The following is a 21,845-nucleotide window of genomic DNA, read 5'->3' on the forward strand; positions in this document are numbered from 1 at the left end:
TAGTTAAAAAATTTATATAATTGGGCCAGTGTATAATCCAAATATATAATTAAATACCATAAATTAGTGTAAAATGGCCCCGAGTCCGGGGAGAGTGCGCCCGATTTTTTCGGATTCGGTAGTAATTGCGATAGCACAGCGCTCGCGGTGCTCATTTCCCAGGACGAGTTTCCCGTATGGTCAAACGCACATATCCTGTTAAAAACAAAAGACAGGTGTGTGGCTTGTGAACCATGACGACGGCTCAATCAAATTCCCCAGAGACGCGGCACCCCATCCTTTTGCCAACTTGGAATGGTGGTACTGCTATGCGTTTCTCACAGGCGCCCAGGGGAACCGTTATGCTTTGATGGCTTCGTTCTTTCGGATCGGCGAACTACCCGTCCTTAAAGGCCATTATCTAATACATTCCTTGCTGCGCGTAAATGACAAAAGATCCCGCAGCGAATCCGCTTGGGATTGCAGGCTCGCCCTTCAGCTCGCTGGGCTGTACCTTCCTATGTATCATATTATGAATGCCATCACCAAGAAGCAGCAGACCACGGGTACACGCAGGAACCGGAACTCAACGCCTCAATGGCTGGAAAATGTAACGGTGCAATCTCATCCGACCCGGTTGAAATACGGCCGCTCCGAACTGACTTTTGCAGACGACCTAACATCGCATTTCCATTTGCAGCTCAGCGGCGGGGCGACGCGCGCAAGCTTACATTTCGCGCCGGTAAAACCCGTTGCTATTATTGATGCGCAAGGAAGCATGAACGGACTACAGTACTATTCCGTCACACGCAACACCGTAACAGGAGAGCTGTATCACGCAGACACCGGAGTGACAGAGCCCGTATCGGGCGAAGGATGGTTTGACCATCAATGGGGGCGCAATTACGGGCTGATCCAGGGGACAGGCTGGGACTGGTTTGGGCTGCAGCTGGACGATGGTCGCGATGTGCTCATCAATCGGCTGCGTGCAGCGGATTCCGCTGCCCCTGCTCCCCCTACGGCTATATTAATCGGCAAAGATGGCGCCATGACTAGATCCCACAATGTGACGCTGGAACCACTTGCCCATTGGCAGAGCCTATACACGGGCGTCAGGTATCCGGTGGAATGGCGGATATCGCTGCCGGATTTAGCTATAGAGCTGCACGTGACCCCGCTGGCCAAGAGCCAAGAAATCCCCATAATAGGGCCGATGAGAGCCATATGGGAGGGCGCATGCAAAGTGTCTGGACACTCTCGTTCTGAGAAAGGCGTCCGTATATTGATCAATGGTCACGGGTTCACTGAGTTAGTGGGGTATGCAGACTAATCGCAAAAACGGACATGGAAAAGCAACGGTGTTGAACCATGCAGCTGCGCTGCAGGACGACACACTGCATAGATAGCAGCCGGCCCTCCGGGGCTTTGTGGGATCGCTGTAAGCTGAATGCCATCTGGCTGCAAGTCACAGCATGATATGCAAAGAGGAGCTGCCCCATGGCAGACTCCTCTTTTTTTTTGTCAACAACGCACTCCTTGCAGCACAGCCACATCCCCCGCGTCCGCATCTGAACCGCTACTCCTTAATACCTCCCGCCGTCAAGCCCTCTATTATGTAGCGCTGCATGAAAAGATAAAATAACAACGTAGGCACCGCAATCACGATGATGCTCGCATACAAGGTCCCGATTTCCCCGCTGTACATCGAGGTGCTGAAAAATCCGGGCGCCAATGTCAACGTGAACAGCTCCGGCTTGGAGTTGAACATTAACGGAATCACATAGTCGTTCCATCCGTTGAGAAATACCACAATCAACACATTGACAATCGCCGGCACCGAAATCGGGATGATCAGTTTAATAAAAGTCTGCAAACGCGTGCAGCCATCGATCATTGCCGCCTCCATAAACGCGTTCGAGATGCCGTCGAAGTAGTTTTTGAAAATCAGCAGAGCGATCGGAATGTTGATCGTTGTCATAGGGATGATCATAGCCAGATAAGTGTTACGCAAGCCGAGATAGTTGAGGATCACCGTATTCGGCTGCAGTATTGTGATAACCGGCACGGCAAAAAAGCCCAATGTGAGTAAGTAGAAAAAGTGACGGCCGCGAAATTTCATTTTCGAATAGGCGAATGCGGCCAACATGCTTACGAGCAGAATCAGTAAGATCGACGTACCGACGACGATGACACTGTTGATTAACATTTTCGGCAGAAATAACTGGCCTTTCAATTTAAAGCCCAGCACTTTCTCATAATTTCCCCAGCCATGTGTCATCAATGATGCCGTCACCGCGTTGTATACCGGCATTAACCACAGCACGCAAAGCGCGGCTAACAATGCAATCAGCAAATACCGGTAGTTTTTTGCAACCTGCATTCTGAAAAGCCTCCTTTCTAATCCACATCGACTTTCTTGAATGCTTTGGTCTGGACGACAGCAAGCGCAATCGCCAAAATGACCACAAGGGTAGCCAATGCGCTGCCGAGGCCGTTGTTCCCTTCCATGCTCAACCTTTTATACAGGTAGGTCATCGGGAATTCAGTGCTGCCCGCCGGCCCGCCGCCCGTCATAATGTACACCAAATCAAAAAACTTCAATGTGCCGATTGTCGTCATCAGCATGATCGTCAGATGGCTGTACTTCAGCAGCGGGGTGGTGATCCGGATCAATTGCTGCCAAAACCCGGCCCCGTCTATCTTGGCCGCTTCATAGATCTCCTGTGAAATGTTAGCCAGTCCAACTCTGTAATAGATGATTCCCATGCCGGTCCATTGATAGATGTTGGCCGCCAGAATCGCGTACAGCGCCCATGTCTGATCTCCCAGCCAAATGCGTTGGAAGTCGCCCAAGCCGAGGAAGTCCAGCAAACGGTTGAGCCCGCCGAAATTCGGCTCATAAATTTGATTGAAGCTGTGTGCAATGACTACGGACGAGAGCACGACCGGCATGAAAAAGATAAGCTCCATAACGCGATGACCACGGAATTTGTTTGCCAGAAATACCGTCAGCAGCAAGCCCAGCCCCATCTGAAACAGTAAAGTCAGCAGCATAAAGACGAAAACGTTTGTAAGCGACTTTAAGAAAATCGGATCGGAAACGAGCTGAACATAATTCGCAAATCCGATGAAGCTCATTTTCTCGAATTTTACCCCTCTTAAATCTGTGAACCCGACCAAGACGTTATACAGAATGGGCAAAAAAAGAAACATAAGAATAAACAGCAAGCTTGGAATGATATATAAGTAAGCAGCATGGTCTTTCGTTCGCATCGGACTGCACCGCCCTATCTAGGATTTGGGCAGCTTGTCATAGGCCGCTTGGATCTGTTTCAGTGCTTCGTCCACCGTCATGCTGCCCAGCAGCACGGCCATGATAACATCTCCGGTTTTATTGTCGATTTCCGGAATACCGGAGGACCTTGGTCCCACCAGGTTTTTCACCGAATCCTCGATGACGCCGACCGTGTTTTTGGCTTCTTCCGTTTTGATTGCACCGTAATCCATCGCTATATCCGCGGCCACCGGCTGCGCGAAAAGTGCGCTCAGCCAAATCTTGGCACTCTCGCCCGTCGTTAGCTCAGAAACGAATTTCATCGCCGCTTCTTTGTGTTCAGAATTTTCATTGATCACCCAGCCGTGGTCGATTTCACCTACAATCGTCTCTTTGCCGAGCGGGTTCGGCATGAGCGCTACGCCTAATTCGTCCTTCTCGATCGCCGTGCCTGCCAATTGCTGTCCCGCAAGCAAAGGACCCGTAAGCCAAAATCCCGATAAGAAGGCTGCTCCCTTCCTGTTCTTGAATAAGTTGTCCGCATCAGGGTTGGCCGCGATGCCAAACGATGACTCTTTGATGAGTCCGTCCGCATACATCTTCTGTAATGCAGCAAACGCCTTCACAAATGGTTCGTCCGTGAATTTGGTTTTGCCTTTGGCGGCATCCTGCACGATTCCGGGCTGTATCGAATTCACTAACCAGTGGTACAAATAAGCATTGTTTAACGACTCTTTGCCTCCAAACAAGATTGGAATGGCGGTGGAACCGGCCAGTTTGCTGAAGCTCGACCATTCTTCATAAGTTTTCGGAACATTGAAGCCCATTTCTTGCATCAAGGTCTTGTTATAGTAGATGTACCACTGTCCCCCAAATGCCGCCGGCATCATGCGGAGCTCCCCGTCCCTGTAAGCGCCTTCAAGCAGGTCCTGTTTATACTTCGTCTTCCAGTCTGCCCCGATCACGGTGTCGGCCAAAGGCGTCAGCTCGGTCATGTTGTCCTTGAACTTAGCATAGTAGCCGTAATTCATGGCGAAAACATCCGGACCCGCGCCGGTATTCAAATCCAAAGTCAGCTTGTTCCAGTAATTGTTCCAGTCCATGATCTGGTAATCCACTTTAATGTCGGGGTGTTTTTGGTTAAACGCTTGTACGATTTTTTCCATCTCGGAGTTGAAAGGAATCCATCCCCAAAACGTGATGGTCGTCGGATCCCCCGCTCCCCCCGCAGCGCCCGTCTCCTCACCCTGCGGGCTTCCGCAGCCGGCAAGCAGCGCCAGAACGAGAACCAGCGGCAGAATCCTGCCGAACAATTGCTTACATCTGTTCATGATAAACCTCCAATGTCATTATTTTAGTTGTATATAAAAGCCGAAACCGATATTCAGTCCGGCAGTTTAACGTGGGGCTGGAGTATTGTCTTAGCGGATTCTCGCCCGACGATGGCGGCCGGCAGCACGATCTTTTTTGCAGCTGCGATTCTGTTCTGCGGCTGCATATTTTCCGTGAGCAGTCTGACGGCCAACCGCCCGATTTCCTCTTTGTGATACGTGATCGTGGTCAAGGGGGGAAACACAAACTGCGCCATTTCAATATCATCAAATCCGGTCACGGAGATCTCCTCGGGTATTTTCAGGCCCCTCTCTTGGATGGCCCTCATAGCGCCGATTGCCATGCGATCATTGGAAGCCGCGACCGCCGTTATCTTCGTGCCGCTTTGCAGCATATCGGTCATTTTGCGGTAAGCCGTGTCCAACTCCCAGTTTCCGTCCTTGATGATCTCATCCCTAATCGGGATGCCGCTTTCCAGCAGCGCCTTTAAATAGCCTTGAAATCTTTCATCCTGCTTATCGAAAAACGAGCCTGCCCGCTCCTCCGGAGACACACCGTAGCTCTTGCCGCCAAAAAAAGCGATGTCCCTGTGTCCTGCCTGAATTAGCTGCCTGACCAGCTGATAGAACGATTTCTCATAATCTATCGTAATGCAATCTATCTGGTGCTGACCCGGCACAGCGAGGGTGGCAACACAATTCGGAATGCGGCCCACCAGCGTCTGAAGTAAATCGTTCGGAATACTGCCGATGAAAATCAGTCCATCCGCTTCAGAGTTCAAAACCCGCCGTAGAATCACCGGATCTTCCAGATCCGGCACCGTATAAGCAAAACCGAGCTCATACCTTTGGCTGATAATCTCCTGCTCAATCCCATGTATGATCTTGGAGAAAAAGGTATCCTCGAATTTCTCTTTCGTAATTTGCAGAATGTAGCCGACTTTCCTGAGCTTCTTCAGCGGCTTCTTTGAACCCCGCTTTCCGCGGCTCAAGTCATATCCCAATTCGCGTATGGCAGTCCAAATGCGGTCTTCCGTCTCTTTCGACACCGAAATCTGATCCTGCTCCTTCAACAATCTCGACACCGTTGTCAGCGACACACCCGCCCGCTCGGCGACGTCTTTTAGTTTCACTGTCACTTGTTTGCCGCTCCCATCACTGGTTATATTTTACTCAAATATATTAAACTTTACGTGATTAATCAATATAAAACGACAACTTTTTCTAGTTTCGACGTGGAGAAATGTGAGCAGCGCTTTGGCATGTGCTTCAAGCTGAGTCATGCAATCTCAGTTTAAATCCAGACAAAAGAAACGTACCTCACCTTTCCGGCATAATATTTTAGTAAATTAACTAGTAAAATAATTATTATTTTTCACTAGATTTTTCTTTTTTTATTGACCTAATTTACTTAATTCGGTACGATATGGATGATTTATAGAACGCTGACAGGAGGAAATAACTTAATGTCGAGAGTACTTTACCAACCGACTTGGGAGTCGCTCAATGAGCATAAGCTGCCCAAATGGTTTATGGATGCAAAGCTGGGGATATTTATCCATTGGGGGGTCTATTCCGTGCCGGCCTGGGCGCCGACATACGGCGAGAAAAAAGAATATTACAACGAAACCATCGGCCATCACCCTTATGCGGAGCTGTACGGCTATGGGATGATGTACAAAAACACTCCTGTCTGGAAATATCATGTGGACACTTACGGCGCGGACTTCCAATATGAAGACTTCATTCCACGATTCACTGCCGACCAATGGAATCCGCACGGTTGGGCGAGCTTATTTAAGAACATCGGCGCCAAGTATGTTGTACTCGTGACCAAGCATTCGGACGGTTACTGCATGTGGCCGACCAAGCAAAGCCATCTGAACAGCATGGATACCGGACCACACAGAGACATCACCGGGGAATTAACTAAAGCGGTTACAGCCGAGGGCATGAAAATGGGGCTCTACTACTCTCTGACATTTAACTGGTATTACCCGAACTTTCCACATATTTTATACCGTGATCTTTCTCATAAACAAATGAAAGAATTAATCGACAGCTATAAGCCGGACTTGCTGTGGTCTGATGACTACTGGAAGCCGCATGAGAAAAGCTATGCAGCCACCTGGCAAAGTAAAGAGCTGATATCATACTTCTATAACCAGGCGGCGAACCCGGATGAAGTATTGGTCAACGACCGCTGGGGGCAAGAGGAAAATGGAATGCAGCTCGGCGATTTCTCCACTCCCGAGTATTCGGCCATTAAAAATATCCCCTCTTTCTATTGGGAAATGACACGGGGACTCGGCATCTCGTTTGGCTACAACCAAAACGACGAGTATATGACGCCGCAGGAATTGATCAACATGTTCGTGGACGTAGTAAGCAAAAATGGGAACCTTCTTCTCAATGTCGGTCCAAAGGCGGACGGCACGCTGGATGCTGTGCAAGTGGACAGATTGCTAGCTTTGGGAGCTTTTATGCACGTTAACAGCGAAGCGATTTACGGGACTCGGGCGTGGGTAGACTCTGAGGGTGAGACCGCTGACGGAAGTGCGGTGAGATTTACGACAAAAGATGATCACGTGTTTGCCACCGTCCTGGGCGCGGACTCATCGGCCGAGGTGACGATTAAAGGCCTCTTCGCTCAGCCGGGCACAACGATCACGCTGCTTGGGACCAATCAGGAGCTGGCATGGACACAGCAAGCTAGTGATTTGAGCATTGAGCTGCCCGGACAGGTTCCTAACCCGCACGCTTACAGCTTGAAAATAACGCCTGAGCCATTCCGTGCCATGCAAAAACCGAAAATAAGCCTGGAAAACAAATATGGCGAGATTTTTAGGAGAAGCGGTTTCCTGACCGCCAATGTGTAGCGCTGTGGGACTACAGATGTGTTAAAGCCATTGGGATGGCTGATGCGGCAGCTCGCACGCACAAAATTTAATCCGCTGTGCCAGCTGGCGCCTGCAGGTGCCAGCTTTTTTGTGCGCCCTGCCGCGCACCGCACTGAAGCGCGCGCCGCGTCTCAAGTGTGTTTGGTCTTGTGGTGTGCGGCCGCACACCCAACTGGATGCAGCGGCATGACTTTTTGCCTGGGGTTTACATGGATCACACGACGCTGGGAAACAATACACCATACCGCAGCGCCACAACTTCATGTCTAACGGTAGCTGCACCAACAAGCGGCAAGGGGAGCTAACCACATGTTTGAATTACTGTTGATTCTTCTCTTGATTTACACCCTGTTCCCGGTGATCCGGCACAGACAGATTGCATCCGCCCGCTTCAGAGCGATTCGGCGGCTCGAATTAAGCCGGAAATCCCGTGCCATCACGCTTATTCACAGGCAAGAGACGCTCAGCTTTCTCGGGATTCCTTTTCGGAGCTACATCGACATCGACGATTCCGAGCAGATTCTGCGGGCGATCCGGCTCACTCCGGACGATATGCCGATCGACCTGGTCCTGCACACGCCCGGCGGGCTGGTGCTGGCTTCGGAGCAAATCGCCGAAGCATTGAACAAACACCCGGCAAAGGTTACCGTGTTCGTCCCGCATTATGCGATGTCCGGCGGCACCATGATCAGCTTGGCGGCGGATGAAATCGTCATGGATGAAAACGCCGTGCTGGGACCCGTCGATCCGCAGTTAGGCCGCTTTCCGGCAGCTTCGATTATTGAGGTCACGAAAATAAAAAAAGCAGACGAGATCAGCGACAACACACTGATCATGGCGGATATTGCTAAGAAGGCGATCCGGCAGGTACGGAATTTTGTTAAACAGCTGCTTACGCCGAGGATGGGTGAGGCGAAAGCATTGGAAGTAGCGGAGCTGTTGTCGGGCGGCCACTGGACGCACGACTACCCGCTGGGCGGCAAAGAATTGAAGCAGCTCGGATTGGCCGTGCGCTTCGGACTGCCCCGGGAGATATATGAGCTGATGGAATTGTATCGGCAAAATCCTTCGCGCAGACCGACCGTCCAATACATACCTCTTCCATACCAAAGCAACCGGAGAAACAATTCATGAGGCAGCAGCCGACTACGTTCTAGTCGGCTGTGGTGCTGTGATTGTGGTTTTGTGTGTGCTCATTTTTCACGTATATTCAGGCAATGCTATGCATCTGCTGCACTAGTACGCCATATCGCTCCGCACTGATGTCCTTGCATTCACCTGGTCCGACCTGCGAGATTCGGGATGAGCAACTATATATTCCACTTTATCGTTGACCCAAAATGCAGTATAATATAATATTGATAGACGATAATAAAAATATCGTTGCCGAGTATGCAGCATACAGGCGGACGAACAAGGCAACTGCCTTTGTTCTTCCGCCATTCTATGTTCAAGACAGATAGAGAGGTGATAACGATGAGCAAAGACTATCAAATATTGCTTTTTTATAAATATGTACCTGTACCCAACGCAGAAGAGTTTACTGCCGAACATCTGCAGTTTTGCAAACACCTTGGCGTGAAAGGACGCATTCTGATCGCTGACGAAGGAATCAACGGCACAGTGTCCGGTACTGTTGAGCAAACGGAACGCTACATGGCTGAGTTGCGCCGGAATCCCCTATTCAGCGATATCGTGTTCAAGATTGATGAGAGTGCCGACCACGCGTTCAAGAAGATTTTCGTTCGTTACAGAAAAGAACTTGTCACGCTTCGCTACGATAAAAAGCTGAACCCTGTCACCGATGGCGGCGGGCGTTTGAAGCCGAAAGAATTCCATGAACTGCTGCAAAGAGATGACGTCATCGTACTGGACGGAAGAAGCGGCTACGAATATGACCTCGGCCACTTCCGCAACGCGATCCGGCCTGATGTAGATTCTTTCCGCGAGTTTCCCGAATGGATCAGGGAGAACATGCAGCAGCACAAGGATAAAAAAATTATCACCTATTGCACTGGCGGTATCCGCTGTGAGATGTTGACTGCCGTGATGAAAAATGAAGGCTTCAATGATGTGCACCAATTGGACGGCGGCATTGTTACCTACGGTAAAGATCCTGAGGTGAAAGGCCGCGGATTCGACGGAAGTTGTTACGTGTTCGATGAGCGTATTGCTGTACGTGTCAACCAAACCGATGAAAGTACCGTGGTAGGAAAATGCCACCACTGCGGCGCACCAACCGAAACGTATATCAACTGCAAGGATGACACCTGCCACCATCAGCATCTGTGCTGTGACGACTGCCTCACCACACAACGCGGCTATTGTTCCGCAGAATGTGAAACACACGATATGGCAGTTGCCGGTGCAAAGTACTGATTAAAAACAATTAGATAGCACATCTAAATGCAGCGGCAGTCGGGACATTGATTTGATCCCGACTGCCGCTGCTTTTTTATAAGATTCACCACGGTACACTCGCTGAGAAACTCCGTTGATACTTTGTCACGTATTATTAAGCTTGTCTTTGCTCCACCTGATCAACACCGCAAAGCCTAACGCGAATGCGACGACCATGCCGCTGAAAGTCACAAACAGTGCAATCCATTCAAAAATTGAATACTCCCAGATTTTATTCCAATCTATCGTTCCTTTTAAATCTTCGATGACCTGGTTCATGCCGTAAATCCCGCCTATCACCGTGTATATGGTGAGAATCAGCAGCAAGTAATTCTGGCGCTTCGCTGAAAATTGGCCTTGATATTCAAACAAGTCGGTAAGCGTCTGTTTGACGTCGAGGTAGAGCTCATCATTACCATAAGTTTTTCGCAGCTGCATAAAAATCTCCCTGCCCTGAGACTGAGAGACCAGCTCCAAGAAAAAGTATTTTGAAGAAAACGTTGTGATAGAGCGAATCAGATGTTCAACGTCTTCGTGATCTTTTTCCACCTGGATCTGCGAATACCGGTTGGACAGTTTGAGCAGTACGATTTTATGAAATAAATTGAGCAGCATACCATAGTAGTATTCTCCGTACATCTGATTAGCCAATACGCTAAATTGATCAGGGTCGGACGTTAAGCAGTTGAAAGAGTGTTCATTCACAATATAAAATGTGTCCGGGCTCCACCTCACATAGCCGTGAGTTCTGCAGTAATCTTTGATATAGTCCGTGTTGGTGGCGCTGATGTATGGCTCACCTTTGCTGTTTATCCCGTCGAGCTGCGCTGCTCTGTATAAGTCATGGTTGGCGATTGAACTTCCATTCTCGAAGCAGTACATAGCTTGCACGTACATTCTTTCATCCACAAAAAACGGCAGTGTCTCGAAATATGCACCTACCATGCCTGCTTTATCCAAGCATGGCACGATGAAAGGAGTCAGCCGCTGAAAAATGAATTCCTCGATTTCTTTAAATTCCGCATTTTCACACACAATATAGGTGGCGTCATCCTGAGCGTTGACATCCTCAAGCACTCTGAACCGATTCGCAAACTCAACAGCCAACGAGTAATCGGTGTGCGCGGCTGTGAGCTCCGTGCGAATAGTGATCAGCCCGAGCTGAAACGGACACAAAAAAATGTCCACCGATATGATGCGGAAAGGAATTGTAAACAGCTGTGTTTTTAGCTCGCAATCGTGCCGCATGGGCTTGGAGAACCTCTGAAAGCAGTCCGCGTTCTCTTGGTGTGGGAACAAAATATTTGCGGTGAACGGCAAATAATATCTTTCCATATTCCGATGGGACACGCGGTAATCATCACCGTAATAGGCGTCCTCCAGACGCAAGTTATTCAGCGAGAAAAATTCAAAGCCATGCTGTTGTATTTGCTGTTTCAGATCCAGCTGGCAGTTTTGCTTCAGGGAAAAAGGAAAAATGAAATTATGCAGAGCTCGTGTGGCCTGTTTTTCCTCTAAATTTGCCGCAGCCATCCGCTTCCCCTCCGATCCGGCGCATACATCACTTTAACCAAGCAAGCATTTGTGTGAACCACACACATGCTTCCAGCAGCAGCAGCCGAAGCCGGTGCTTGGGCGATCCGCTGTGAGCAGCTGCCGAAACCCATACGGCAGTATGGAATAATTGAGCGGTGAAAACCCGATGGCAAATGCGGACGCGCCTTAAAGGAATCCATGCGGTAACACCATTAATTGTCGAGTATGAAGATACCCCCATTGACTATATGCAGTGTTATGAATTGGACTCCACTACACTGCAAGAATATGGCTATCAGAGTAAAGAACGAGTTTTTGGTATGGACCAATTTATTGGAGAACATGAGAAGAGTGGTTTTTACAAGGTTATTTTCGGGAGTTATTGGTTGATCCAGTAAAAGTTAGCTTGTCACCTCTCGACCAATGGACACGCTACCCCGGTCGAAACTGGATTGAAAAAAAGGCTGCCTATGACAAGGTAGCCTAGTAGATAGTATGTGGTGTGTGAAATGAATGAATTATTCAGCTTCTAGGTGGAGCCCTCGATGGACGCCCCGAGAGCTCACATCCCCACTGCACTTCTGGCAGCAGCTTCTTGTATGAGAAAGGAGGCAAGCTGGGAGACGATAGAAACTTCTGCATGCCGGTCGAATCCTTCGAACATCGGGCTGGGATTACATTCGAGCAGCACTGCCGAACCGTCACTGCCCAGTTTTACATCCACGCCGCTGAAGAGTAGGCCAAGCGCGCGGCACGCTCGGATGCTGAGCTTTGCTACCGCTGCACTGATCTCGGTCGCAGTCACTGCGGCCTCACCCGTGCGGTAATCGATAGCGCTGCTTTCGATCGCGAACGCTCCCAGGACTTTGCCATCGAGCACAAACACGCGTACTTCCTGACCCGGCACGAGCTGCTGAAACATGACAGGAGCATTCGCCAAGGCGGCTAAGCGCTCTGGCTCGAGATCTTCTTGCGATAGCTTGCGGCAGTGCGCTCCGCCGGCAACGGGCTTATACACGACATCCCGGCCATTGGCGAAAGCCTTCACCTGTGCCGCCTCGCTCGTCACGAGCGTAGCCGGAACCGGAATCCCCTCGCGGTGGAGGAACGCCATCTGAAACGGTTTGGCAAAATGAATCAGCAGCCTGTCTATGGGATTTACCAAAAGCTTATTCTGCAGCGGCAGACACTTCAGATAGGATAGCCATGCAGCGTAGCGTTCCCGCTGCGCGGCGTATGCCACATATCCCTCCTGTCGGATTTGCGCTTCCAACGGCTGCGCATTGAATGCGGGCGTCGGAAGGTACAGCGCTCGAAGATAAAATACCTGCACGTCCTTCAATGAATGGTCATTGTAGTATGAATCAGGCATACCGCTGCCGGTGCCAAGAGTAAGAGGAAACGGCAAAGTGGAGGTGTTGTCCATGATGAGCGGCTCTGCCCCTTGTTTTCTCAGCTCATCGGCTAAATATACGCAATGTCGTTCGTTGCCGGCTCCGATAATGCCTATCGTAGGTCGGCTTGTCATCCTATCTCCTCCCAATTTGTTTGAAAGCGCTGCCCAAACTGGGCACGCCGACACGAATAAGACCCTCGGAAAGCATGCCGCGTATTCAACGCCGACTGGCCTCCCGAGGGGGTATACAGGATGGGCAAGAGAATCGCTACGACTTATGCATCATCCTCAAGGTATTAAATAGAAATAAGTTCTAGCAGCCGCCTTCTTCGCCTATTGCCAATGTAGTATATATGATTCGTTCGTTCAGCTGGGCTCCCGCTGCATCTGACTGGTCTGCTGCATCATGGATGAAAAGCGCTTGATTCAATCGCTGCGTCTCTAGTTCGGCGATAAACAGATGTGTGTTCATTCTGATTCTACCTCCCAAGACTAATGGATTTATAAGCTCTCACCCATCCTCCTAGATGTTACCAAAATACTGCGTGGTTGACAAGCCATGTCAAACTTTGAAGGCACGCATCGCTCTACGCAGTTCGCGCAGATTCGGCCGTTTTCCGTACATTAGCACTCCCGTCCGATAAATCCGAGCGGAAAGCCAGCCAAACACAGCGATGGACAACACAAGTATGCCGAGCGATAGTGCCACTTCCCACGCCGCCGGATCCGCGAGCCCGATACGCAGGAACATGACGAATGGTGCAAAGAACGGAACAAACGAGCAGATTTGAATAAACGCCGACGTTGGCTGTGCCATGCCGAATATGCCGATGTAAAACGCCGCCAACGACAAGAGTGTGAGCGGCATAAGCGCTTGCGCAAGATCCTCTGTCCGGCTGACCACGGAGCCCACGGCCGCGTACAAGACAGCATACAGCAAATATCCGGTAAGATAAAATATGACGGCATGCAACAGCAGCATTGGCTCAATACTGCCCGCATCAATGTTGAAGGCTGCCAACTGCTCCCGATTATGCGGCAGTACGAGATTGATCAACAGAACCGCAACGTACACGCCAAGCTGCAGAAGGCCGACCAGAAACATGCCTCCGATCCTGCCAAACATCTGGGTGAGCGGTGATACGCTGGTGATTAGAATTTCCATCACCCGGGAGCTTTTCTCCGCCGTGATTTCACTGGCGATCAATTGACCTGTAATCATAACGCCCATGAACAGCGCGATGATGAGCGTGTACACCAAGCCGAGAGCCATTCTTCGTTCCGCCTCCGTCTTGCCGTCGTCTGCCGTGCCGGTGTCTGTGTCAGCGGAAATCTGGAGCATATCAATGTCAACCGGGGAGAAGAGCAGCTTTTTCTGCTCATTGCTCAGTGGTGTGTCGTGCAGCACGGTTTCCGTCTTAATCTGCCGAAGCGCTGCTGTCAACGCAGCCAACGTGCCTCTGTTCGGCACATCTACCGACTTGTAAGTCACCTTTGGGAAGCCGGCATCCGGACTTGCTTCGAACGTCAGGTACGCGTCGACGCTGCCATCGGCGATAGCTTGTTTCAGCGCGACCTCTGTATCTGATTGGGAACCGGTTGGCTTGAGCGGTATCAGCCGGACGTCTGTCTCTTGCTGCGCTTGGTCAAAGTAGGATTTCAGCGGTGCTGTTACCCCCGGGGCGGCTGCTTCGACAAAGCCGATCTTCTGTGGCTCTGTCGACTGCACCTTGCCCATGATGTAAGGCAGATTGCCAACCACGGACAGGATGATAGAGATGATGAGAATAGTAACTAAAAAAGCCTTCGTCCGCAGCTTATTCCGCATTGTAAAGGTCATTACAGTCACAAAGCTACTCAACAGCTTCACCCACCGTTCTTATGAAGATTTCGTTGAGCGTCGGCTCAACAATCTCAAACCGTGTTAAATCTCCCTGTGCGAGAGCATGCTGCAATACCAGCTGCGCGGCTTCGGCACGTGCGATGTTCACCTCGTAACCGTGCTCATGTCGCGTCACTTGCCGCACGTGCGGGATGTTTTCCAAACCGTGTAATTCTTGCCCGCCGATGTCAACCAGGACGCGCTCCCGCGGGAAGCGGCTTTTGATTTCCGCTACGCTGCCCTGCAGCACTGGATTGGACTTATGCAAAATGGTGATATTACGGCACAGCTCCTCCACATGTTCCATACGGTGGGTGGAGAACAGGATCGTTTTGCCGCTGTCACGCAATTCCTTGACTGCGCTCTTCAACAGTTCAACGTTGACAGGATCCAATCCGCTGAAAGCTTCATCCAGGACGATAATACCGGGATTATGAATCACCGCCGCGATAAATTGGATTTTCTGCTGATTTCCCTTGGAGAGCTCTTCTACTTTTCTGTTGTAATACTCAGCGATATTGAACTTTTCCAGCCATTTCTTCAGATTCTTGTCCGCTGTCCTGCCATCCATGCCGCGCAGCCGCGCCAGATAAATCAGCTGCTCGTCCACTTTGAGTTTCGGATATAATCCTCGCTCCTCAGGCAAGTAACCGAGCCGCGGCAGCAGCTCGCGGCTGTAACTCCGGCCGTGATACCGGATACCGCCATCGTCAGGGTAAATCAATCCCAGCACCATTCTCATGGTCGTCGTTTTCCCCGCTCCGTTACCGCCCAGCAGGCCGTATATCTCACCTGCCGCAATTTCAAAACTAATGCCGTTCACAGCGGTTTTCCCGCCATACTGCTTGCACACCTGCTGTAGTTGTAATGGTGGTAGATTCATCAGATCTCTCCCCTTCTACTCAAGCTTGCTGCCCGGTCGGCGTCCGGTCGAATTCGCGCGAACTATGCTGAATCCTTCGGCGAATCTCTTCGAGAAACTCGTGCTCCACTACCGAGTAACCGAACGGCTTCAACAGCCGGTCATATATTTCCTCCGCCTCCGCCAACGCCATGCGTGCCTCCGGCCAATTGCGCTGCCAAGTGAGCCATGCCGCCTGAAAACGCGGATACATCGGCTCCCGTCGGCTGATGCGGCCGGCAATCGTTTGCAGCTCGGCTGCCGAGGCAGCTCCCCCCCACAATACTTGGTGCGTGGCATACAAGCTATCGATGCCTTCGAGAGCAGGCGCAGCCGGTGCTGCTTTCCGGCGATACACAACGATCGGACGTAACAGCTCGGCAGCCCGCTCCCTTTTTCCAGCAGCCATATTGTAATAGTACAGCAGCACGCGGAGTCCGGCCTCTTCCATACACTCGGCAAGCGATTGCAGCGGATGGTTAGCGGGCGCGATCAGCTGTTCCGCTTGGCGGATTAGGCGTGTCGGCCACCGCGCCGGCGTCGCGGCGCCATACAGCCAAGGAAGCAGCAGCACAGAGCACAAGTAGCGTTCGGCCCGGCGCCCGCCACGATGCAGCAGCCACACCACCGCGCCATCCGAATAGCCGCAGCCGGGGAAATGCGGTACGACGGACAGAAGAAAAACAGCAAGACTGATGAAGCCGGCAGCCTGCATCAAATATCCGGGATACGTGGACAAGTCGGCCAATAACATCGCAGCGCTGCCAAACAAAATACTGAACAGCGGACCTCCCGCCGCAAGCAGCTGCCATTTGGACGTCATCTCTTGTACGTTATCGGTCGCCGGTATGAATAAAACAAGCCCCCCAACGTTGGCCCAGCTCGTGTTTTCTCTCACGCGCAGCTTTTCACCATCGGTATCAATGGTAAGGAACGCTACAGTGAACTCTTTGAATCGCAATCCCGCGGCAAATCCGCAGACGGTGTGTCCAAGCTCGTGCACGCATAGAGCAATCAAGCCGCCCAGAAGCACCAACACAAGATGGATGAAAAATTCGCGCTTATCCGGGATACACAGCGCCAAAACTAGCAGTACGCAGACCGCTGCGGCGATTACGATCAGCGGCCGGAACCACTTACGCGGCATAGCCGTCATCCTCGTCACCCCCTTTTTCTCCGCCAAAATAGATACACTGCTCCAACTAGAAACGTAGACAGCATCAAATAAAGGATACTGTTTCTGAACTGTTCGCTAGTCAACATCCCTCCGGTTTCAAGTGCCAGAAGAACGCCGACACCGCAGTAGGTGAACTGGAAAAGGAAGCTTTGCACCTGGTATTGAATGATCTTTCCTCTTTCATCTTGGGCTTCCTTACTCTTGGTGAACCTATCCAGAAAGGCGACACCCAGAATGAAAATTCCCCCAAAGAGCAGCAAAGTGAATATGTCATTCATGATACTCATTCCTCCTTATAATCGAATACGTCCGTCAGCGGCACCCCGAAGGCGTTGGCGATCTTGAATGCAAGTATCAGCGAAGGGTTATACTTGTTCTTCTCGACGAAAGCGATAGTTTGCCGGCTCACATCCGTGCGGTCTGCTAAATCCTGCTGCGTCCACCCTCTCTCCGCACGGTACACAACAATCCGATTCGAGAGCATATTGCATCACCACCTTCTACCTGATTATACAACATACTCCATAGGAAGGTAAATATTTTTAACATTTTGTTTAAAATACTTTACACGCAAAGGAAAACGGTCGCCCGGGAGGGGCAACCGTGAGGTTGACGAGAAAGCACGCAGTGGCAAAGTGAAGATTATAGCAGGCGGGGAAATTCCCTTGCGGCCGTTGTCGCGTATGGTGTGCCTGGTGCTGAGGGACACCGGCAGCTCTGGGAGACTTTTTGTACCCAGGCCGGGGTGGGCCTATCGGGCAGACTCCAGCGTAAGCACCGAGGGCACAAGCTCTGGCTTGGCGGAGCGAAGCAATTGATAGCCGATGCCGGACAAGCCAAGCATCATTCCGGGGAGCTCGATTCGCCTGGCTACCCCCGTGTGATATTTGCCTGACCGCCGCTTTTCGTCTAGGACGGCCATCGCAGTGGTGCGCGCGAGCGCGGTCCAATCCGCACGATTGCACGCTTCACCCGCCAGCAGGAAGAGCTCGGCGTTGCCAAGATCGCCGTGACACAGCGAATGGCTGCGGCCCATGCCACTGCGCAGCGTTGCTAAAACGGCGGTTTCCACTTCCTCGGCCAAGCCGCTGTCCCGCACATAACGCGATATGAGAACACGGCTGAGGCCAATTCCTGCGGCGCCATGGCACCACGCATCCCGGTGTGCTGTGCAGCCCTGCATCCCCGGGCGCAAATCCGCCCATCGGCCTTCGGCCTGCACATACAGTGACCTATCGTAGGCTAACGCTCCTGCTGCAGCCGCATAATAATCTTCACGTCCTGTAGCGTGGCGTAGACGGAATAGCGCGGCAGCAATGCCGGCAGCGCCGTGGCCGAATCCACCGAGCGGCTTGTGCGGTCCTGGCGGTTTCCATGCCCAACCGCTGCCAGTGTTGACGGCACATTCCAGAAGGTGATCGCCGTACACCTCAGCAGCATGCAGTGCCTTTTGCGAGCCCAGTTGTTCATGAGCGTTCAGCATAACCTGGATGACGCCCGCGCTGCCTCCCATGATGTCATAATAGCTGTCCTGTGTGACCGTGGAAGTGATATTGTCTATGTGGCGCTCGATGCAACCGTTCCACTGTTCGCGTTCACCGAACAACGCCGTGAGATGGCACAGGGTATGGACCACCGAGCCGTTGCCGTGGAACGCACTGGCAAAATCCGTCGGCAGCACCCTGGTCATACAAAGCATCTGTGCGGCCTTTATCGCCATCTCTCGAAAATCCGTTTCCCTCGTTACTTCATATAAGTAAGCATAAAACAGCGCGATGCCGCTGACACCGTTATACAATCCCCGATCCAGCGCCGTAACCTGCCACTGCCCGTGGTAGTTGGCGGAAAGCCCGATCCACGTGACATCGTCTCTTTTGCCGTAGACCGCTTTCTCCATTAACTTGAAACCGATCTGCCTGGCCTCTTCCACCATGAGCCCGGTGTCATACTGGGATTCGCCGCGGCGTTCGGCGTGATGCTCAGCGAGGTGAACCTCTTTATGCGTGGTTGTGGTAACAGCGGCCGCGTGCTCTTCCTCACGTGCGCTGCCAGCCACGTTCGAAACGGTCATCTCCTCGCGCGCGTTACTCGCAACAGCAGCTTCGATCCACTCGGCCTGCTCGTTCATATACTCGACGGTATAATTGCGAATCCTCTCCATGACCGCTTCAAGACCGGTTTGCTTGAAATAGTCCGTGATTCGTTCTCCTTTACTGGCAAACAAATCCTTGGAGCCGGGATAAGTTGTAAAAAACGGAAAATCACCCTCGAACAAATCGCGTTTCTCATACGGAATTTGCCGGGCATCCAATATGGTGAACCAGAGCCTGTCCAGCAATTGTTCCCGCTCCAGCGCCTCTCTCAAATAGTCCGGATGCTGTGATTCTGTTAAAAAGTCAGCGTAATATTGCGTTACGCGCACGAGCTTGCGGATGCCATCATGCCGGAATTTGGCAATTGGACCGTTCACATCTGTGAGCTCCGAACGATGTTCGATAATGATCTCGGAAGCTTCCCTGAACCCCGCCAGCAAAAACTCGATGTACCCGGTTACGCCTGCCAGCCTGCCGTGCACCTTTGGAATATTTTTGGCGTCCATCACGCTGCGGTCCGTTTTGCGCACGAAGCGCATTTCATCCGTGCCGTCATTCTCGATGCGCAGCACCGGAACCGGCAGCTCCTGCTCCACCGCACTCATCCCGCCGATGTCATAACCCATCTTATCAGCGGTCGTCGTCACGAGCGTGGGAAGCAGCCCCATGCCCAGAACGGAATTCACCGTTTTGTAATTGGCTTCAACATCCGCCGTCTCCTCGATCAACAGATCGGTCTTTTGGTGGAAAACAGTTTCCAGATCGACTATAGTGGGATGCTCGCCGCTTGCTACAATATTTTCATAGTGGAAGTCAAGCCCGCACACGCTGTGCAGTACGGCCAACAAGCCTCCAAGCCTTTTGTAATACCGCTCAACTTCCGCCTCGGATTTGCATTCTTGGTAAGTTACGAATGTCTCCCATGCGTACCCGTCCCGATCAATCACATGGTGGCCTCTTAGCGCCGGCGCGAAACCTTTACGATTAAACCAGTCCAACAGTTCAAAATAATGCTTTGCGATAGAGAGGGCTTTAGGCTTATACACGATGACATGTTCCCCTGTAAAATGGAGCCGCATGACAGTCCGGCCCTGCTGATGCGCGTCCCCGAGTCCAGCGGAGAGAGAGATGAGCCGCATCTCACCGTGGAGAAGCTCCGCTTGAATGCGCCGCGCATCGTGCAAGTATCGGCCAAGCGCTTCTGTCACCGCCATATAGAAATAGTGTGTTCTCAGCATGAGCAGCCGCGTCAACATGGGATATTCCTTGTAAATAAACTCCAATGCATCCGGATTCATCAATTTGGTCTGGACGAAGGACTGGTACCGTTCCTCCGATGATTCTCCCACTAGTTCCTGCAGCTGCTTGGAGATATGCAGCTCCAGCACGATAGTTCTCGCCCCCATTTGGACGAACGCTTGAGCCAGGTTCTCAACAATGGAGGGCAGCAGGCTGTCCCATTCGGTTAGACGTGACAGCGCTGGATTAGCATCATAGAAGCTTTGCAGCTTCCCTTTCGCCCACAGGATGAACGGACGAAACGCGACGCTGAAATGCACCGGCCCATCCGGTTTTAACGCTTCGGCGCGGTTCAAAGCGAAAGCTTCATCGATCCAGGTCATCCATTCGGGCTTCACGTCGTGTGCGAACCGGCATTTTTGCCACCAGTCGTCCGTTTCGGCCAGCGCGATCACCTTGGCGAATTGTTCTTCGCTGAGCTCATGGGCGTCGAGCCATAAAGTGTACGTCCTGTCGTTAAGCAGAGCTTTCTGTTTCCATTGCTCAGCCAGTTCTCTCAACCGTTCCTCCGGATACTCAAGCAGGTCCAGGTCGTGCATCAATTCCGCACGTTCTTGTATGCTTAACGCTTTGTACATACCATCGGACATCGGTGCAAGAACGGCATCGTTACAGGTTTGCATCACATATCACCCTCCTACGGCGTCCCGGTTATTGTCCAATAACAATAAAAACAGCCATAGTGCAAATGAGCGGTTCACCTGCACTATGGCGTTCCGCTATTGCCGTACAGGCAATTAGCGTTTGAGTGTCAGAGAAATCATGTAGCCGAAGCTAAATGCACTTACAAAGATGGTAGGTGTCCATTCCGGCTTGACATCTCCGCCTCCGCGCGTGCGTGTCAACTCGTCCAGAGACACTTCCACCAGCTTGGCACCGGACGGATCATTGTCCTTCAACCGCTCCAAAGCTTGAGCACGAGTCATCTTAATCCCTCCTTGAAATTCCGTCATCAGCTAACACGGCAATAGCACAGCATGAATTGAGCATTCGGGATACGGCCGTTAGCAAGTAATCCAGGAAAACACCGCGCCTGCTCCCGCTCCGGCACCGGCCGCGCACCACTTGGAGCTTCTTAGCGCATAGACCGTAGCGTAAATCGCTGGACTCCATTCAGCGTCCACATCGCCACCGCCATACGTACGGTTCAGTTCGTCCAGTGACAATTCAACCAGTTTTTCGCCTGCCGGATGGTTTGCCTTCAGAGATTCAAGAGCTTCCAAACGCGTCATTTTACATTCCTCCCAATAATATGAATTGGACTTGCTGTTTCAGCATACCTTGTGTTGAGTCGTGCGGGTACTTCACAAAGTTGCAAATCTTGTGGCTAGGCACTTGGGTTCCACGCTTGAATCAGTTTCTGATCGTGTAGACGAATCTGGAACCGAACACAAACGTTGCCATAAAAATACCGGGAGTCCATTCAGGCGATACATCCCCGCCTCCACGCGTACGCATCAGCTCGGCATCGGACACTTCTACCATTTTGGCACCAGACGGGTGATTATGCTTTAACGCTTCCAGCGCTTGCATGCGATCCATCCCAATTCCTCCTTTCTGCGATATTCAACGGCCGCGAATTCATTTTACAATAGGTTTTTTTTGCTGTGCACTTCGCAAAAGTGCCGATTTGCCGCACGCCACAATCCTGACTTAGACATATGGCCTGGTCCCGCT

The 21,845-nt window shown here is 51.4% G+C and carries 21 protein-coding genes; 5 read left to right on the top strand and 16 right to left on the bottom strand.

What is annotated here, in order from left to right:
* Positions 1–226: 226 nt before the first annotated feature.
* A complete protein-coding gene (locus tag CBW46_RS15200) occupies positions 227–1,309 on the top strand; it encodes a lipocalin family protein (RefSeq protein ID WP_165842334.1) in 1,083 nt (360 codons plus the stop codon).
* 246 nt (positions 1,310–1,555) lie between these two features.
* Here CBW46_RS15200 and CBW46_RS15205 read toward each other — a convergent pair whose 3' ends face one another.
* The 4 genes from CBW46_RS15205 to CBW46_RS15220 are packed head-to-tail and all read right to left on the bottom strand — an operon-like array spanning position 1,556 to position 5,723.
* Positions 1,556–2,359, bottom strand: coding sequence for a carbohydrate ABC transporter permease (locus CBW46_RS15205; protein WP_089200848.1), 804 nt, complete (start codon positions 2,357–2,359; stop codon positions 1,556–1,558).
* 17 nt (positions 2,360–2,376) lie between these two features.
* Positions 2,377–3,252 carry a carbohydrate ABC transporter permease gene (locus CBW46_RS15210; protein WP_089200849.1) on the bottom strand — a complete coding sequence of 292 codons (876 nt, stop codon included), beginning with the start codon at positions 3,250–3,252 and terminating at the stop codon, positions 2,377–2,379.
* Between the two features lie 18 nt (positions 3,253–3,270).
* Positions 3,271–4,584 (bottom strand): ABC transporter substrate-binding protein, encoded by a 1,314-nt coding sequence (locus tag CBW46_RS15215; protein ID WP_089200850.1) that lies wholly within the window; start codon positions 4,582–4,584, stop codon positions 3,271–3,273.
* A gap of 53 nt (positions 4,585–4,637) precedes the next feature.
* Entirely contained in the window at positions 4,638–5,723 is a 1,086-nt protein-coding gene (locus CBW46_RS15220; RefSeq protein WP_089200851.1) for a LacI family DNA-binding transcriptional regulator, read from the bottom strand.
* Positions 5,724–6,050: 327 nt separating this feature from the next.
* Here CBW46_RS15220 and CBW46_RS15225 point away from each other — a divergent pair, with 327 nt between their 5' ends.
* The 3 genes from CBW46_RS15225 to trhO all read left to right on the top strand — a co-directional run bounded on the left by CBW46_RS15225 (position 6,051) and on the right by trhO (position 9,863).
* Entirely contained in the window at positions 6,051–7,463 is a 1,413-nt protein-coding gene (locus CBW46_RS15225) for an alpha-L-fucosidase (RefSeq protein ID WP_165842335.1), read from the top strand.
* A gap of 330 nt (positions 7,464–7,793) precedes the next feature.
* Positions 7,794–8,618 carry an SDH family Clp fold serine proteinase gene (locus CBW46_RS15230; protein ID WP_089200853.1) on the top strand — a complete coding sequence of 275 codons (825 nt, stop codon included), beginning with the start codon at positions 7,794–7,796 and terminating at the stop codon, positions 8,616–8,618.
* Between the two features lie 342 nt (positions 8,619–8,960).
* Positions 8,961–9,863, top strand: a complete 903-nt coding sequence (gene trhO / locus CBW46_RS15235; protein ID WP_089200854.1) for an oxygen-dependent tRNA uridine(34) hydroxylase TrhO — start codon at positions 8,961–8,963, stop codon at positions 9,861–9,863.
* 126 nt (positions 9,864–9,989) lie between these two features.
* Here trhO and CBW46_RS15240 read toward each other — a convergent pair whose 3' ends face one another.
* Positions 9,990–11,417, bottom strand: coding sequence for a magnesium transporter CorA family protein (locus tag CBW46_RS15240; protein ID WP_089200855.1), 1,428 nt, complete (start codon positions 11,415–11,417; stop codon positions 9,990–9,992).
* Positions 11,418–11,593: 176 nt separating this feature from the next.
* On the opposite strand from CBW46_RS15240, the gene CBW46_RS22340 reads away from it, so the two are divergent.
* Positions 11,594–11,818: a GNAT family N-acetyltransferase gene (locus tag CBW46_RS22340; RefSeq protein WP_424446554.1), complete on the top strand. Its 225-nt coding sequence runs from the start codon at positions 11,594–11,596 to the stop codon at positions 11,816–11,818.
* 164 nt (positions 11,819–11,982) lie between these two features.
* On the opposite strand, the gene CBW46_RS15250 is transcribed toward CBW46_RS22340, so the two are convergent.
* The 11 genes from CBW46_RS15250 to CBW46_RS15295 all read right to left on the bottom strand — a co-directional run bounded on the left by CBW46_RS15250 (position 11,983) and on the right by CBW46_RS15295 (position 21,710).
* On the bottom strand, positions 11,983–12,948 hold the full coding sequence (locus CBW46_RS15250) for an ATP-grasp domain-containing protein (RefSeq protein WP_089200857.1): 966 nt from the start codon (positions 12,946–12,948) through the stop codon (positions 11,983–11,985).
* Between the two features lie 181 nt (positions 12,949–13,129).
* Positions 13,130–13,288, bottom strand: a complete 159-nt coding sequence (locus tag CBW46_RS21395; RefSeq protein ID WP_165842336.1) for a hypothetical protein — start codon at positions 13,286–13,288, stop codon at positions 13,130–13,132.
* A gap of 90 nt (positions 13,289–13,378) precedes the next feature.
* Positions 13,379–14,677, bottom strand: coding sequence for an ABC transporter permease (locus CBW46_RS15255; RefSeq protein WP_089200858.1), 1,299 nt, complete (start codon positions 14,675–14,677; stop codon positions 13,379–13,381).
* Entirely contained in the window at positions 14,670–15,581 is a 912-nt protein-coding gene (locus tag CBW46_RS15260; RefSeq protein WP_089200859.1) for an ABC transporter ATP-binding protein, read from the bottom strand. The genes CBW46_RS15255 and CBW46_RS15260 overlap by 8 nt, the downstream gene beginning before the upstream one ends.
* A 19-nt stretch (positions 15,582–15,600) precedes the next feature.
* A complete protein-coding gene (locus tag CBW46_RS15265; protein ID WP_089200860.1) occupies positions 15,601–16,755 on the bottom strand; it encodes a zinc metalloprotease in 1,155 nt (384 codons plus the stop codon).
* Between the two features lie 5 nt (positions 16,756–16,760).
* Positions 16,761–17,054, bottom strand: coding sequence for a hypothetical protein (locus CBW46_RS15270; RefSeq protein WP_089200861.1), 294 nt, complete (start codon positions 17,052–17,054; stop codon positions 16,761–16,763).
* Between the two features lie 5 nt (positions 17,055–17,059).
* Entirely contained in the window at positions 17,060–17,260 is a 201-nt protein-coding gene (locus CBW46_RS15275; RefSeq protein ID WP_089200862.1) for a helix-turn-helix transcriptional regulator, read from the bottom strand.
* Positions 17,261–17,527: 267 nt separating this feature from the next.
* On the bottom strand, positions 17,528–20,791 hold the full coding sequence (locus CBW46_RS15280; RefSeq protein WP_089200863.1) for a type 2 lanthipeptide synthetase LanM family protein: 3,264 nt from the start codon (positions 20,789–20,791) through the stop codon (positions 17,528–17,530).
* Positions 20,792–20,905: 114 nt separating this feature from the next.
* Positions 20,906–21,094: a mersacidin family lantibiotic gene (locus CBW46_RS15285; RefSeq protein ID WP_089200864.1), complete on the bottom strand. Its 189-nt coding sequence runs from the start codon at positions 21,092–21,094 to the stop codon at positions 20,906–20,908.
* Positions 21,095–21,172: 78 nt separating this feature from the next.
* The gene (locus tag CBW46_RS15290) at positions 21,173–21,400 is read right to left on the bottom strand and encodes a mersacidin family lantibiotic (protein WP_089200865.1); all 228 of its coding nucleotides are present in this window, start codon (positions 21,398–21,400) and stop codon (positions 21,173–21,175) included.
* A gap of 121 nt (positions 21,401–21,521) precedes the next feature.
* Positions 21,522–21,710, bottom strand: coding sequence for a mersacidin family lantibiotic (locus CBW46_RS15295; protein WP_089200866.1), 189 nt, complete (start codon positions 21,708–21,710; stop codon positions 21,522–21,524).
* Positions 21,711–21,845 lie beyond the last annotated feature (135 nt).

This window comes from Paenibacillus xerothermodurans (genome assembly GCF_002220865.2).
In the GTDB taxonomy this organism is placed as follows: Bacteria; Bacillota; Bacilli; order Paenibacillales; family NBRC-103111; genus Paenibacillus_S; species Paenibacillus_S xerothermodurans.